The sequence below is a fragment of the Sphaerotilus montanus genome, from assembly GCF_013410775.1.
Classification (GTDB): Bacteria; Pseudomonadota; Gammaproteobacteria; order Burkholderiales; family Burkholderiaceae_C; genus Sphaerotilus; species Sphaerotilus montanus.
In genome coordinates this window covers 2,640,830-2,655,063 of the sequence record NZ_JACCFH010000001.1, presented here as the reverse complement: position 1 = coordinate 2,655,063, position 14,234 = coordinate 2,640,830, and the positions used below count along the sequence as shown (strand labels likewise).

General features: G+C 67.6%; 17 protein-coding genes. 1 reads left to right on the top strand and 16 read right to left on the bottom strand.

The genetic code is table 11. The features are described 5' to 3' along the window. Positions 1-202: 202 nt before the first annotated feature. On the bottom strand, positions 203-1,981 hold the full coding sequence (ptsP, locus tag BDD16_RS12060) for a phosphoenolpyruvate--protein phosphotransferase (RefSeq protein WP_179634179.1): 1,779 nt from the start codon (positions 1,979-1,981) through the stop codon (positions 203-205). A gap of 157 nt (positions 1,982-2,138) precedes the next feature. Between ptsP and BDD16_RS12055 the strand changes: the two genes are divergently transcribed. Beyond that, positions 2,139-2,966, top strand: a complete 828-nt coding sequence (locus BDD16_RS12055) for a GNAT family N-acetyltransferase (RefSeq protein WP_179634178.1) — start codon at positions 2,139-2,141, stop codon at positions 2,964-2,966. Between the two features lie 19 nt (positions 2,967-2,985). On the opposite strand, the gene BDD16_RS12050 is transcribed toward BDD16_RS12055, so the two are convergent. From BDD16_RS12050 to fliG, 15 genes are all read right to left on the bottom strand, one after another. Then, a complete protein-coding gene (locus BDD16_RS12050) occupies positions 2,986-3,255 on the bottom strand; it encodes an HPr family phosphocarrier protein (RefSeq protein ID WP_179634177.1) in 270 nt (89 codons plus the stop codon). Further along, entirely contained in the window at positions 3,224-3,685 is a 462-nt protein-coding gene (locus tag BDD16_RS12045) for a PTS sugar transporter subunit IIA (protein WP_179634176.1), read from the bottom strand. Before BDD16_RS12045 ends, BDD16_RS12050 begins: the two co-directional genes overlap by 32 nt. 61 nt (positions 3,686-3,746) lie before the next feature. Beyond that, on the bottom strand, positions 3,747-4,298 hold the full coding sequence (locus tag BDD16_RS12040; protein WP_179634175.1) for a hypothetical protein: 552 nt from the start codon (positions 4,296-4,298) through the stop codon (positions 3,747-3,749). A gap of 15 nt (positions 4,299-4,313) precedes the next feature. Next, a complete protein-coding gene (gene fliR, locus BDD16_RS12035; protein ID WP_179634174.1) occupies positions 4,314-5,078 on the bottom strand; it encodes a flagellar biosynthetic protein FliR in 765 nt (254 codons plus the stop codon). 8 nt (positions 5,079-5,086) lie between these two features. Beyond that, a complete protein-coding gene (gene fliQ / locus BDD16_RS12030) occupies positions 5,087-5,356 on the bottom strand; it encodes a flagellar biosynthesis protein FliQ (protein WP_179634173.1) in 270 nt (89 codons plus the stop codon). A 19-nt stretch (positions 5,357-5,375) separates the two neighbouring features. Continuing rightward, positions 5,376-6,155: a flagellar type III secretion system pore protein FliP gene (gene fliP, locus BDD16_RS12025; RefSeq protein ID WP_310732824.1), complete on the bottom strand. Its 780-nt coding sequence runs from the start codon at positions 6,153-6,155 to the stop codon at positions 5,376-5,378. Beyond that, positions 6,145-6,546 carry a FliO/MopB family protein gene (locus tag BDD16_RS12020; protein WP_179634172.1) on the bottom strand — a complete coding sequence of 134 codons (402 nt, stop codon included), beginning with the start codon at positions 6,544-6,546 and terminating at the stop codon, positions 6,145-6,147. Before BDD16_RS12020 ends, fliP begins: the two co-directional genes overlap by 11 nt. A gap of 11 nt (positions 6,547-6,557) precedes the next feature. After that, a complete protein-coding gene (gene fliN / locus BDD16_RS12015) occupies positions 6,558-7,031 on the bottom strand; it encodes a flagellar motor switch protein FliN (RefSeq protein WP_179634171.1) in 474 nt (157 codons plus the stop codon). Further along, a complete protein-coding gene (gene fliM, locus BDD16_RS12010) occupies positions 7,024-8,022 on the bottom strand; it encodes a flagellar motor switch protein FliM (RefSeq protein ID WP_179634170.1) in 999 nt (332 codons plus the stop codon). Before fliM ends, fliN begins: the two co-directional genes overlap by 8 nt. A gap of 36 nt (positions 8,023-8,058) precedes the next feature. Next, positions 8,059-8,661, bottom strand: a complete 603-nt coding sequence (locus BDD16_RS12005) for a flagellar basal body-associated FliL family protein (protein WP_179634169.1) — start codon at positions 8,659-8,661, stop codon at positions 8,059-8,061. 128 nt (positions 8,662-8,789) lie between these two features. After that, positions 8,790-10,472, bottom strand: coding sequence for a flagellar hook-length control protein FliK (locus BDD16_RS12000; RefSeq protein WP_179634168.1), 1,683 nt, complete (start codon positions 10,470-10,472; stop codon positions 8,790-8,792). 5 nt (positions 10,473-10,477) lie between these two features. Continuing rightward, on the bottom strand, positions 10,478-10,936 hold the full coding sequence (locus BDD16_RS11995) for a flagellar export protein FliJ (RefSeq protein ID WP_179634167.1): 459 nt from the start codon (positions 10,934-10,936) through the stop codon (positions 10,478-10,480). A gap of 45 nt (positions 10,937-10,981) precedes the next feature. After that, positions 10,982-12,382, bottom strand: a complete 1,401-nt coding sequence (gene fliI, locus BDD16_RS11990; protein WP_179634166.1) for a flagellar protein export ATPase FliI — start codon at positions 12,380-12,382, stop codon at positions 10,982-10,984. Continuing rightward, positions 12,379-13,239 (bottom strand): FliH/SctL family protein, encoded by an 861-nt coding sequence (locus tag BDD16_RS11985; RefSeq protein ID WP_179634165.1) that lies wholly within the window; start codon positions 13,237-13,239, stop codon positions 12,379-12,381. Before BDD16_RS11985 ends, fliI begins: the two co-directional genes overlap by 4 nt. Further along, complete coding sequence (gene fliG, locus BDD16_RS11980) at positions 13,223-14,224, bottom strand: flagellar motor switch protein FliG (protein WP_179634164.1); 1,002 nt, start codon at positions 14,222-14,224, stop codon at positions 13,223-13,225. The genes BDD16_RS11985 and fliG overlap by 17 nt, the downstream gene beginning before the upstream one ends. Positions 14,225-14,234 lie beyond the last annotated feature (10 nt).

Here is a 14,234-nt window from a genome sequence, read left to right as displayed (position 1 = left end):
GCAGTTATCAGCACAGAAGCGAGATTATCTTCCGCTTTCGAAACTCTGTCAAGTCATTACTGATCGCAGGGTCTTTACTCGCCGAACAAACCGGCAGTCGCATTACCTGCTGCTCGCTGCACACAAACCAGTTGTTTGCAGCGAAGACATCGATTTTAGATCGAACAATCAATGCAGCGCAAGCAATTTGGGTGGAAATTTTTCAAGCCGCTTGCGGGACCGGAATGATCGCAGGACGAACTGCGGGCAGGCTCGCCTGCTTCGGGTCGTCAGCCGCCAGAACGCGATCAGCCAGTCCGTCCAGCGCGGCAAGATCGGTACGCAGGATGCGCTGCTTGATGCGGGGCAGCTGGGTGGGATGCATGCTGAAGGAACGCAGCCCGAACGACAACAGTACCGCGGTGAAGTCCGGATCGCCCGCCATCTCGCCACAGACGCTGACACCCTTGCCTGCCGCCTGCGCCATGCGGATGGTGTTGGCGATCAGTGCCAGCACGGCCGGATGCCAAGGGTCATACAGATGGGCCACAGCCTCGTCTGCCCGGTCGATGGCCAGGGTGTACTGGATCAGGTCATTGGTGCCGATCGACACGAAGTCGAAATGCCGGAGAAAGCGTGGCAGCATCAGCGCCGCTGCCGGCACCTCGATCATCGCCCCCAGCGTCACGACGCCGTGTGGTGTCCCTTCGGCAACCAGCTTGCCACGCGCACGCTCCACCGCATCCAGCGTCGCCCGGATCTCGCTGGGATGCGAGATCATCGGCACGAGCAAGCGCACGGGACCATGCACGGCGGCCCGAAGGATCGCGCGCAACTGGCCTTCGAACATGTCCGGATCCGCCAGACTCCAGCGGATCGCCCGCAGGCCCAGCGCCGGATTGAGCGTGTGGTCATGCGCGCTCATGCGGTCGAGCGGCTTGTCGGCGCCAATGTCGATGGTGCGGATCGTGACGGGCAACCCCCGCATCGACTGCACCGCTGCCCGGTAGGCCTCGTATTGCTCCTGCTCATCCGGCAACTCTCCGGATCGGTTCATGAACAGGAATTCGCTGCGGAACAGTCCCACGCCTTCCGCCCCGGCCGCCAGCGCTGCCGACGTGTCACCGGGCAATTCGATGTTGGCGAGCAGTTCTACCCGGTGGCCATCCATCGTCACTGCGGGACGTCCGCGCAGACGCTCCAGGCGGTCCCGTTCCAACTGCCCCTGGCGCTGGCGGAACCGGTACTCCTCCAGCACCATCGGCGAAGGATCGACGATCACGAGGCCGGCGTCCCCGTCGATGATGACCCAGTCGTCCTGGCGCACCAGGCGGCTGGCTTCGCGTGCGCCCACCACGGCGGGGATGTCGAGGCTGCGCGCGACGATGGCCGTGTGCGAGGTTCGCCCGCCCACCTCGGTGACGAAACCGCGAAAGACACTGCCCTTGAACTGCATCATGTCGGCTGGCGAGATGTCGTTGGCGACGAGCACCAGCGGCGCCTCGTCACCCTGGGTCGACGCGACGCCTCGCCGCATGATCGGCGGCATGCAGGCCCGGTCCGCCCGGTCCAGTGCGCGCAGCAGCCGCTCGGCCACCTGTTCGACATCGGACTTGCGCTCGCGCAGGTACTCGTCCTCCATCTCGTCGAACTGCCTGGTGAGGGCATCCAGTTGTGCGGCGACGGCCCACTCGGCGTTGTAGTGCCGCTCCTCGATCCACTGGCAGGTGGCAGCGGCCTGCACTTCGTCGTTGAGCAGCATGACGTGCACATCCAGCAGCGCCACCAGTTCGGCAGGCGTGTCGCCTTCCACTTCGTCCTTGAGAGACTCCAGCTCGGCGCAAACCAGCTCACGCGCCGCACACAGGCGCTGGATCTCTTCCCGGACCTGCTCGGGCTCGACAAAGTAGTGGGCGACATCCACCCGGCTGGAAGCCACCAGCACGGCGCGCCCGATCGCGACCCCGCGTGAAACGGGCAATCCGAAAACCTGCATGCTCATGCGTCGATGCTAGCAGCGTGTTCCCGGCCTGTCCCCCCGGTAACACCCGGTGCTCGGTCGCAATGGCCGGACACGGTGTCATCGACACGTCATGCCGCCGACACGGCAACGTCATTCCCCTGCACGACGATCGGCGCATTGATTCGAGGAGCCATCGATGAGGGAACTTCCCCAGCCCACCCTGCCCCTGTCCGATCTGCGGCTGCACCGCCCGACACCAGTGGCGCCGCGTGCGGCCCGCGCGCCTGTCGAACGCTTCAGCGTGGGCTGGGCAAAACACCAGGACGAAGTGCGCGAGGCCCAGCGCCTGCGCTACCAGGTGTTCGGCGAAGAGATGGGCGCGCAGCTCACGACCCCCGATGGCACACCCGCCGGCCACGACGCCGACCGTTTCGATCCGTATTGCGAGCACCTCATCGTGCGCTGCGAGGACGACTCGCCTCAGGCAGGGGCAGTGATCGGCACCTACCGCGTCCTGACGCCTGACGCTGCACAGCGCCTGGGCGGCTGGTACAGCGACACCGAATTCGACCTCGGCCCGCTGCGTGCCCGGTTGGGCCGTACCGCCGAACTCGGCCGTTCCTGCGTCCACCCGGCACACCGCCAGGGCGGCGTGATCCTCGCGTTGTGGGGTGCACTGGGGGCCTTCCTGCAATCCAACCGGCTCGACACGGTGATCGGCTGCGCGAGCGTGTCGATGCACGACGGTGGTCACGTGGCGGCCAGCCTGTGGGAGCGCCTGCGCACCACGCATCTGGCGCCGATCGAGCTGCAGGTGCAGCCGCGGCTGGCACTGCCAGTCGACGACCTGCGCCGCGATCTGCCGGCCGAACTGCCGGCACTGATCAAGGGCTATCTGCGCTGCGGTGCCAAAGTGCTCGGCGCACCAGCCTGGGATCCGGACTTCAACACCGCCGACCTGCCGATGATGATGCGCCTGCAGGACCTGCCCGAGAAATACCGTCGGCACTTCCTGGGCAACTGACTTCCCGCGCCAGACCTGCTCAGACGCCTTCGCCGAACTTGTCGTTGACCAGTGCGCAGAGGGCGTCCATTGCCTCCTGCTCGCGGGTGCCATCGATCTCGATCTCGATTTCGCTGCCCAGGCCGGCAGCCAGCATCATCACCCCCATGATGCTCTTGGCATTGACCCGCCGGCCGTTGCGGCTGACGAAGATGTCACAGGGGAAGCTGCCGGCCAGCTTGGTGAACTTGGCCGATGCGCGGGCATGCAGCCCGAGCCTATTGCTGATGGTGATGTTGGTTCGGATCATGGCCGCCAGGAGGGAAAGCTTGGTTTTGAGGACGGGTCGATGCCACCGGGAGCACGCCCTGGACACCCCCCTTCATCGCACGGTCGAAGAGTTCGCCGACCGTCGCGTGCAAGGGGGAACTCAGCGTGCGCCAGAGCATCGAGACGTTGACACCCGCGATCGCCCGGATCCGCACGCCATCCACCAGACGTTGCACCACGTTGGCCGGCGTCGCGCCGAACACATCGCAGAGGACCAGCGCCTCGGGGTCGGAGACATCGTCCTCGGCAGGCAGCAGCGCCCGCGCCAGCGACTCGATCTCCTCGCCGGGCATGTCCGGCAACACGTCGAGCACCCGCAGCTTGTCAGCCTCTTCGGGAAACGTGTGTGCGGCCACGGCCTTCAGGGCCGAGGCCAGGGGGGCATGGGCAATGATCAGCAAGCGGGCCATGGGCGCGGATTATCGGTCGTGCTGCAGCGCAGCGATGATGCATTCATGCGACGAACTCCTCTCAGCCAGGCCAGCGCACGCTGCGCAGGAATTCGTCGGCACTCTCCGCCCACTTCGGCGCTGCGCCGCGCTGCGTCATGACGACCAACTGGAACACCTGCAAGCCGCGCGCGGCAAATACCGCTTCGGCACGCGTCGGCTGACCCGCACCGGGCGGACCGACGATCACGACGCGGCGATTCTCGTCGCTGGGGGTCATGCCGGCGATCCGGACGGGCTGGGAGGATCCCTCGCTGCCCTGGAGCCGGGTGGCCAGCCCCAGACGCGCCTCGCGCAGGACGGTGGTCAGGCGCGCCGGATCGCTGACGTCCAGCACGGTGACCGACCAGGACAGCCCACCCGCATCGCACACCCACATCCCGGCCCGCATCGGCGCACCGGCCAGCACCAGTGACCGCTCGGCGTGCTCGGGCCGACAGGGGAACTGCACCCTGGTCTGCGGGCCGACGTCCACGTCGCGCCAGTTGAGCGTCGGCGAACAGGCGGCCAGCAGGCCGGCTGCCGCCAGCAGGCATGGAATCCGTCGGAACAGGGGCGAGAGCAGGCGCAGCATCGCCGCATTATCTCTTCAGGGCTGGAACTGCACGAGCAGGCGCTCCAGCACCGCCAGCATCGGCGACTGCAGCATCGGCAGCGTGAACAGCAGACCGAACAGCCCCACCGAAATGGTGATGGCGAAACCGATCGAGAAGATCTGCAGTTGCTGGGCAACCCGGGAGATCAGACCCAGCACCAGATTCACGAAGGCCAGCATCGTGATGGTGGGCAGCGCGATCCACAGACCGTAGCGGAACAGGTCCGCGCCCCAGACCTGCGGCTGGATCTGCAGCAGCAGGTCCAGCGGGTGGTCGGACACCGGAAACCGCTGGAAGCTCTCCACGACCACGGCCGTCAGCAGCAGGTGCCCGTTGATCACCACGAACAGCCAGGCGGCCATCGTGTTGAAGAACCGGGCCGTGGCCGTCACCTGCGAGCCGCTGGTCGGATCGAAGAAGCTCGCGAAATTCAGGCCCATCTGCAGGCCGATGATCTCACCGGCGAACTCGATCGACGTGAACACCACCCGGGCAGCAAAGCCGATCGTCAGGCCGATCACCACCTGCTGCGCAACCATCGCCAGCGCCACAGGACTGTCCAGCGGCACGACCGGCATGGACGGCATGGACGGTTGTGCGCACAGCGCCACCAGCCCCGCCAGCCCGACCCGGACACGGACCGGAATCGAGCGCATCGACAGCACCGGTGCAGCCGTGAACAGGCCCAGCACCCGCAGCAGCGGCCACAGCAGCGGCGATACCCATTGGAGGATCTGCGCTTCGCTGAAGCCGATCATGTGTGCGGTCAGCCGACGGCCGCGGGGATCGCCTGGAGCACCCGCTGCAGATACTCCACCAGCGTCGTCAGCATCCACGGGCCGGCGATCATCATCACCGCCACACCGGCCAGCACCTTGGGCACGAAGGACAGCGTGGCCTCGTGCAGCTGGGTTGCGGCCTGCAGCACGCTCACCACCACGCCGACCAGCAGGATGGTCAGCAGCATCGGCGCCGCCACGGTCAGCAGCACGACAAGTGCCTCCTGGCCATAGGTGAAGACTTGGGAGGAGTTCATGGGGATCCCGGTTCGGAGCTCAGATCGAGAAGCTGGCGGCCAGGGAGCCGAGCAGCAGGTTCCATCCATCGGCGAGCACGAACAGCATCAGCTTGAACGGCAGGGCCACCAGCACCGGCGACAGCATCATCATCCCCAGGCTCATCAGCACGCTGGCGACCACCATGTCGATCACCAGAAAGGGGATGAAGATCAGGAAGCCGATCTGAAACGCCGACTTCAGCTCGCTGGTGACGAATGCGGGCACCAGCACGCGCAGCGGCAGGGCCTCGGGCTTGGGCGTGCCTTCCAGCCGTGCGAGGCGGGAGAACAGCGCCACGTCGGACTGCCGGGTCTGGCGCAGCATGAACTGGCGCATCGGCCCCTCGGCGCGCGAGACCGCGTCCTCGAAACTGATCTGGCTGGCCGCGTAGGGCTTGTAGGCGTCGGCATAGACCTTGTCGAGGGTCGGCCCCATCACGAACAGTGTCAGGAACATCGACAGGCCGATGATCACCTGGTTGGGCGGTGCGGCCTGCGTGCCCATGGCCTGGCGCAGCAGGCTCAGCACGATGACGATGCGGGTGAAGCCCGTCATCATCAGCAGCATCGCCGGCAGGAAGGACAGCGAGGTGAAGAACAGCAGGGTCTGGATCGGCACCGAGTAGGTGCTGCCACCGCCCCCCTGCCCGACCATCAGCGGCAGGCCGGCAGGTGCAGCCGCCTGGGCCATCGCCGGAGACAGCCCGCTCGCCAGCAGCAGCGCCAGCGCTGCACCGGCGGGCAGCACCGGCCAGCGTCTCGGATGATCACTGTTCATGGGAGGTCACCGCCGGCCCTTGCGGTCCGCGGCGCCACTGGTTGAGCAGATGCCCGAAGCTGGTCCCCGCGATCGATGGCAGCGACACCGCACCGCCAGACACCGAAGCCTCGGTGTGCGGTGGTGGCGCCAGGCGGTGCAGCACCGAGATCTGCTGCCCGGTCATGCCCAGCACCAGCCAGCAGCGATCCCCCCCCTCCCCCACTTCGATCGTCACCAGACGGTGTTGCGGCGAGAGCACCGACTGCGACACCACCCGCACGGCACCAGGGGCCAGGCGCGACGACAGTCCCGCATAGCCGCTGCGCTTGAGCAGCCACAGGGCCGCAGGAATCGAGACCAAGACCAGCGCCAGCCAGATCAGCGGCGTCAGGGAAGTCAGAGGCGTCATCACAGCGTCTTTCAGTTGCCGCGGGACAGGCGGCGCATGCGTTCGCTGGGCGTGACGATGTCGGTCAGGCGCACACCGAACTTCTCGTTCACCACCACCACTTCGCCCTGTGCGATCAGGTAGCCGTTGACCAGCACATCCATCGGCTCGCCCGCCATCGCGTCCAGTTCCACCACCGAGCCCTGTGCCAGATGCAGGATATTCTTGATGGGGATGCGCGTGCGACCGAGTTCGACCGTGAGCTGCACCGGGATGTCCAGGATCAGGTTCAGATCCTTGCCGCCCGGGGCGCCGCCGGAGGCCATTTCCGCCGCACTGCCGAAGTCGGTGAACGCCGCGGCCTGCGGCACACCCGACCCGTAACCCGGCAGTGCATCGACGGCCGATCCGATGTCCTGTCCCGGGGAAGTCTCGTCCAGCGCGGCCGCCCACTCTGCCGCCAGGGCATCCTGCTCCGACAGGCCAGCATCCAAATCTTCAGACATTTTGATCTCCGATCCAGCTCACCTGGGGGCTGGTCAACATGCGTTCCACGCGAATCGCGTAGTGTCCGTTCGAGGTGCCGTAGCTCGCTTCGACCACCGGCACACCATCCACCTTGGCCCGGATCAGCTTGTCCAGTTCCAGCTCGATGAAATCGCCCGCCTTCATCGCCAGCAATTGCTCGACCGTGGCGGGCGCATGGGCCAGTTCCGCCACCAGTTGCACCTCGGCCGACTGGATCTCGTCGGACAGCATCCGCACCCAGCGACCATCCTTGCCCGGGCCTTCGCCCTGGTTGCTGCTGCGCAGCACGTCGCGGATCGGCTCCAGCGACGAATAGGGAAAACAGATCTGGATCGTGCCGACCGACTCGCCGATCTCCACCGTGAACACCGTGCTCACCACCAGCTCGCTCGCCGAGGCGATGTTGACGAACTGCGGCTGCATTTCCGAGCGCTGGTAGGCCAGCTCGACCGGGTACACGCCCTGCCAGGCGCGGTTGTATTCGGACAGCACGATCTCGACCAGCCGCATGATCACGCGGTGTTCGGTCGCCGAGAACTCGCGGCCTTCGATGCGCACCGGGTACTTGCCGACACCACCGAACAGCGCGTCGATCACCGCGAACACGAAGCTCGGGTCACACACCACCAGCCCCACGCCGCGCAGCGGCCGCATGGAGACGATGTTGAAATTGGTCGGCACCATGGTCTCGCGCAAGTAGTTGCTGTACTTGTGGACCTTGATCTCGCCGGCCGAGATTTCCATTGTCCGGTGCGTGAACGCCGTCATCACCGGACAGACATTGCGGGCAAAGCGCTCGTTGATCGATTCGAGCATGGGCATGCGCCCACGCACGATGCGCTCCTCGCTCGCCAGGTTGTAGTCGCGCACCTGCCCTTTCGGCTTGTCGGCCACATCCCCGGGCACGTCACCCGAGATGCCGTCCAGCAGGGCATCGACTTCATCCTGGGACAGATTCAGCTGGCTCATGGTGTTCTCGCGGTCGAGCAGCGCACGGATCAGCGATCACTGCACGATGAAACTGGAGAAATGCACCTGCTGCACCGGGTTGTAGACCGGCGCGGCCCGACGTTTCTTCTTGGAGGAGGCGCTGTCATCGTCCGATTCGGCCTCGATGTTGATGCCCAGCGGACGCACCGCCTCGCGGGCGATCTCGGCCGCGAGCATCTCCTTGCCCTCGCGACCCAGCATGTCGGCCGCCGTCTTGTGCGACAGGATCATCAGGATGGCATTGCGGATCGCCGGCATGTAGGTCTTCATCTCGTCGGCGAACTTCGCATCATCGATCTCCAGCGTGATGCCGATCTGGGCATAGCGATCGCTGTCCCGGTCCGCCAGGTTGACGACGAAGGGGTCCAGCGGCAGGTAGGCCGGCGGCGTATGGGCATCTCGCTTGTGGGGCTTGCGCGCGGGCGCTGCCTCGGCCGCATCGCCGTGACCGCCACCCTCTGCTTCCGCAGCAGCGGCATCGGCCTTGCGCTTCATCATCACGTAGCCACCTCCACCGCCAGCGACCAGCAGCAAGACGACGCCGACGATGATCCAGAGCTTCTTGGACCCCTTCTTCTTCGCAACAGTTGTTTCCGCACTCGCAGCGGCAGCCGACATGTCCTTCTCCTGCGTGCTTGAGGCCCCCGTGGTGTGGCCTCGAATTGAAGGCGATTATTGGGACCGGGCCTTGGCGCCGAAGTTCGGAAAAGCGCAGCAAATCCGGAGATAGGCTGCGTCGTTGCCAATCAGGCGAACAAGTCGAGACGTCCGGCACGCCCTGGCGATGGCGCGGTCGACAGGGGGTCCTGCGTCGTGCGCACGGTGCGCCCGTCGATCGAGAACATCTCGGTCGAACGGCGCGGCGCGCGCTCGCCGAAGCCGGACCGGCCATCCGCGAAGGCGTCACTGCGCGGGCGGGCGTCCGAGCCCGCGCCGCCGGAACCGGCCAGATCGCTGCCGCCACTGCCGGCGGCACTGGCCGCCAGCGAGTCCCTGGAGACCTCGTGCACGCTGCCGTGGACCAGGGACAGCCCTTCGGCCTGCAGCGCATCCGTCAGGCCGGGCAGAGCGGCCTCCAGATGGTGGCGCGTGAGGGCTTCGCTGGCACCGAACTCGATCCGCGCGGCGCTGCCGTTCAGCTCGATCGACACCGACACCGGTCCCATCTCGACCGGATTCAGGTGCAAGGTCACCTCCTGACGGCCCTGCGCAGCCTGCCCGGTCTGCCGCACCAGCGCCACCACCACCTCGTCCGAGAACCCCGGCTGTGTCACCGGCGTCTGGATCACGGCCTGCGCCGGGGCGACCACCGGGCGGCCCACCACCACGGCTGGCGTGGCGGCGACAGCAGTGGTCATGGCCTGCACCGCCGCGGACAGCAGCGTCTGAGGGTCCGGACTCGCCGCCGGTCTGGCGCCTTGCACCGGCTCCCTGGCGGTCGGACGTGTCGTGTCCGCCAGCGCGGCCTGCGAACTCGCCGGCAGGGTCGGCGCAGCCGACGGGATCTCGAACTTTCTGCTGGTACCTGCCGATCGGTCGGCCACCGTCTTGCGTTCCACGGCACCGTCGGTGGACCCGGAGAGCGCGGGCTCCCTCGGGCCGCTCCGGGCCGATTGGCTGCCACGCACCTCCCTGCCCGGCGCCACCGGCTCGGACCGGCCGAGCAACCCAGCCGGCAACACCGTCTGCAGCAGGGACTGCCCCTCCTGGCGACCGATGCCCGGCCGGCCGGTCTCCACAGCGGGAGCGGGGACTGGCGCCGGCGGTGTCATCTGCAACATCCACTGCATCAGCGAGGTACTGTTCACCGCCGAGGCCGCCGGATCGCGCGGATCGGTCGTCGCGCCGGCCAGGGATCCGGATGGTCGGTCCGTGGTGTCCGTGGTGTTCGTGGTGTCTGTGGCAGCCGTCGCATCGGGTACATCGACCACACCGAGGGCCTCGGCGACACCCGGCGCGGCACCGATGGTCGCAGTGACCCGATCGGCAACTGCAACCCTTTCGGCAGCGACCGGCCCGCGCACGGCAGCTCGGGCGGCTTCGGCCATCGGATCAAGCCCTGCTGACAGCGAACGACGGAGCAGCCGGGCCGATGCAGGAACGAGCACTGCGTCCGGCACCTCGACAGGCTCGGCAACCATGCCGAGTACGTCGGACACGCCAGCCCCCCCGCTCCAGACTGCATCCGGACGGGGCGCAGCCTCACCGACGGCCACCGGTGTCTCCACGGCAGCAGCCACGGCCACGGCAACCACCACGGCGGCATCAGCGGAGACGACCTCTGGCGCCACGGCTGCCTGCAGCGTGCGGGCAAAGCCACCCGGCTCGGCAAGGGAATCAGGGACCGCACCCGCTGCAGGCCCGCGGCCATGGGCACGGCCTGCAACCTGGGTGGACGTCAATGCGAACGACAACAGGGAAGAGTCCATGGCAATCACCAGCCTTGGCGGCCGGGCTCGTTGTTGCGTGCCCACGCGGCACGGGCAGACCGTTCATCGGACTGGCGCTGTTCCTGGCGGTCCTGGTGCAGGCTGATGGCGTCGGACCGGCGCTTCATCAGCTTGCTGATGGCGGCCACACGGCGTTCGGCCTCCAGCGTGTCGGTCTGGCGCTTCACCAGCGTCTGACGTGCACGGTCGACCTGACCGGCCTGCAGATCGACCGCGTCATGCAGCCGGCCGGAGAAGGCGTGGTGGCAGTGCAGCAGCGGCACGGCCACCGACTGGCTGAACGCCGCGGACCAGCGGTTCTGGTGATCCTGGCGGTAGGCGGTGAGCTGGGTCTGCTGCTGCACGGCCGTCGACAGCGCCTCGTCGGCGCGCCGCTGCAAGGCCAGCGCCTGGTCGCGCTGGCGTTCGGCATGTTCGAGCAAGGTCACAAGGGCTTTGGGCATGAACAGAACGCGCGGGGTCACCAGCGCGGAGTCGGAAAATCAATGTCAGTGGCGGGTGATGTGGCGCAGCAGCGCCAGGCTGTCGCCCAGCGTCGCGCGCGCACCGGTGTCCTGCTGCAGCATGGCCATCATGGCCGGCTGCGCACGCACCGCGGCATCCAGTTCAGCGTCATGGCCGGGCACATAGGCACCCAGCTGGATCAGGTCGCGGGCCTTGCTCAGCTTGGACAGCATCTTGCGCATCTGGCGGGCCGACTCGATGTGTTCGCGCGTGGCCACGTTGGTCATCACCCGGGAGATGGAGCGCTCGATGTCGATGGCCGGGTAGTGGCCCGACTCGGCCAGCTCACGCGAGAGCACGATGTGCCCGTCGAGAATGCCGCGGGCCGCATCGGCGATCGGATCCTGCTGGTCGTCGCCCTCGCTGAGCACGGTGTAGAACGCGGTGATCGAGCCCAGGCCGGCATGGCCGTTGCCGCTGCGCTCGACGAGCTGGGGCAGCTTGGCGAAGCAGCTGGGCGGGTAGCCCTTGGTGGCGGGTGGCTCGCCGATGGCCAGCGCGATCTCGCGCTGCGCCATGGCGTAGCGGGTCAGCGAGTCCATCAGCAGCAGCACATCCAGCCCCTGGTCGCGGAAGTGTTCGGCCACGGCGGTCGCGTAGGCCGCGCCCTGCAGGCGGTTCAGCGGCGGCGCATCGGCCGGCGCGGCGACAACGACCGAACGCCGCCGGCCCTCCTCGCCCAGGATGTCCTCGATGAATTCCTTGACCTCGCGCCCGCGCTCGCCGATCAGGCCGACCACGATCACGTCGGCGGCGGTGTAGCGGGCCATCATGCCGAGCAGCACCGACTTGCCCACACCCGTGCCGGCGAAGAGGCCGATGCGCTGGCCCTTGCCGACGGTGAGCATCGCGTTGATCGAGCGCACGCCGGTGTCGAGCGGCTTGCGCACCGGGTCGCGTTCCATCGCATTGATCGGGCGGCGCACCAGCGGCAGCGACTGCACGTCGCGCAGCGGCCCGCCGTGGTCGAGCGGCTGGCCGCTGGCATCGACCACGCGACCCAGCAGCCCGTTGCCGATCGGCAGGTGGCGCGAGCGGTCCTCGCTGCGGCGCCAGAGGTGGCGGCTCACGCCGAGTTCGGGCGCCTGCACCGGCACGTCCAGCGGCGTCACCCGTGCGCCGCTCGCCAGTCCGTGGATCTCGCCCGCGGGCATCAGGAAAGCACGGTCGCCCGAAAAACCGACCACCTCGGCCTGGATCGCCGGCTGCCCCGGCATCAGTACCTCGCACAGCGAGCCGACCGGCACGCGGATGCCCGCCACCTCCAGCACCAGCCCCGCCACGCGCACCAGCGTGCCCTGTACCGACAGCGGCAGCTTGGCGCTCGCGCGCTCGTGCAGATCGTCGAGGTAACGCGCCCAGGCGTCCGTCGCGGTGGCTTTCATGGTGTGGCCGCGCGGTGGTCGCTGGTGTCCACGTCGGCCAGCACGGGCGCGCCCATGGCGGCCACGGCACTCGCCCAGCGCGTGGCCAGCCGGGCATCGACGACGCCCAGATCCGACTCCACCAGACAGCCACCGCGCTCGATGTGCGTGTCGGCAATCAGGCGGGCTCCGCGCGCCTCGAACGCGTCGGCGCAGCCCTGTTCGATCCAGGCGAGATCCTCGGGATGGACCTTCACCGTGATGTGGCGCGCAGAGAGCAGCACCTCGGCGAGCGCCTCCTGCGTCACGTCCACGACCAGTGTGGCACTGGTCTGCAACTCGCTGCGCACCACCTGCCGGGCCATCTGCATGGCGATGCCGGCCAGGCGCCTGGCCAGCGACTGCTCCAGGGCATCGATGCCCTGCTGGAACTGCACCAGCAGGGCGGCCACGGGTGCACCGACCTCGCTCGCCTGCTGCTGCCGGAACGACGTCAGCGCCTCGCTGGCCTCCGCGCGCATGCGCTCCGCGGTTTCCTCGCAGCCCAGCTGACGTCCCTGCTCGAAGACTTCGGCCAGCCGTGCCTGCAGCTGGGCCTGCCGGGCGGCGCGCTGCACCTCGGGATCGACCGGTGCCGGAGCAGGCGGAGGCTCGTTGCCAGCCGCCTTGTCCGCTTCACGGCGAAGGCGGGTATCCAGGCTGTCGGGAACCCAGGCCACCGCCCGACCGAGTTCTTCGCGCGGGATGAACCGTGCATAGGTCGCCGAGGCCGCACGGGCCAGGCCGGACGGTTCGGGCAGGTCCACGCGAGGAACACGCTCGTGGCGTTCCAGCCGCTGCGCGAACGTGCTGCCCGACGGGTCAGAGGAACTGGCCATCGCCCCCTCCGCTCATGGCGATCTGGCCTTCGTCCGACAGGCGGCGCACCACCTGCAGGATGGTCTTCTGCTCGGCCTCGACCTCGGCCACGCGGACCGGGCCGCGCGAGGCCAGGTCTTCGCGCAGCATCTCGGCCGCGCGGCTGGACATGTTGCGGAAGATCTTCTCGCGCAGTTCTTCCGTCGCGCCCTTGAGCGCCACGAGCAGCGATTCGCTCTGCACTTCCTTGAGCACGGTCTGGATGCCGCGGTCATCGACGCGCATGAGGTCGTCGAAGGTGAACATGTTGTCCGAGATCTTCTGGGCCAGATCCACATCGGTGCTGCGGATGTAGTCGAGCACCGAGGTCTCGACCACCGTGCCCATGAGGTTGAGCACCTCCGCCGCCGTCTTGACCCCGCCCAGGTTGGACTTGCTGCCACGCCCTCCCCCGGCGAGCACCTTGGACAGGACCTCGCTGAGCTCCTGCAGTGCGGCCGGCTGCACGCCATCGAGCGTGGCCAGGCGAATCATCACCTCGTTGCGCTGCGCCTCCGGGAAGCGCCTCAACACGGCGCTGACCTGGTCCGGCTCCAGATGGACCATGATCACCGCCACGATCTGCGGGTGCTCCAGCCGCAGCAGCTCGGCCACCGTCACCGGGTCCATCCATTTCAGGTTGTCGATGCCCGGTGCGTCGTCGGCACCGATGATGCGGTCGAGCAGCAGCTTGGCCTTGTCGTTGCCCAGGGCGCGGTGCAGGACCTTGCTGACGTAGTGGTCGGTATCGAGGCCAAGCTCGATCAGCCCCTCGTCGTCCACCTGCTCCTCGAACCGGACCAGCACCCGCTCGTAGCGGTCGCGGGAAATCGACTTGGTGCGGGCGATCTTCTCGCCCAGGCTCTGCACTTCCTTGGGGCTGAGGTGGCGGAAGACGGCAGCCGCTTCCTCCTCGCCCATCGAAATCAGCAGGATTGCGGCATCTTCCAGACCCTGGTCATCCATTCATCGCCTC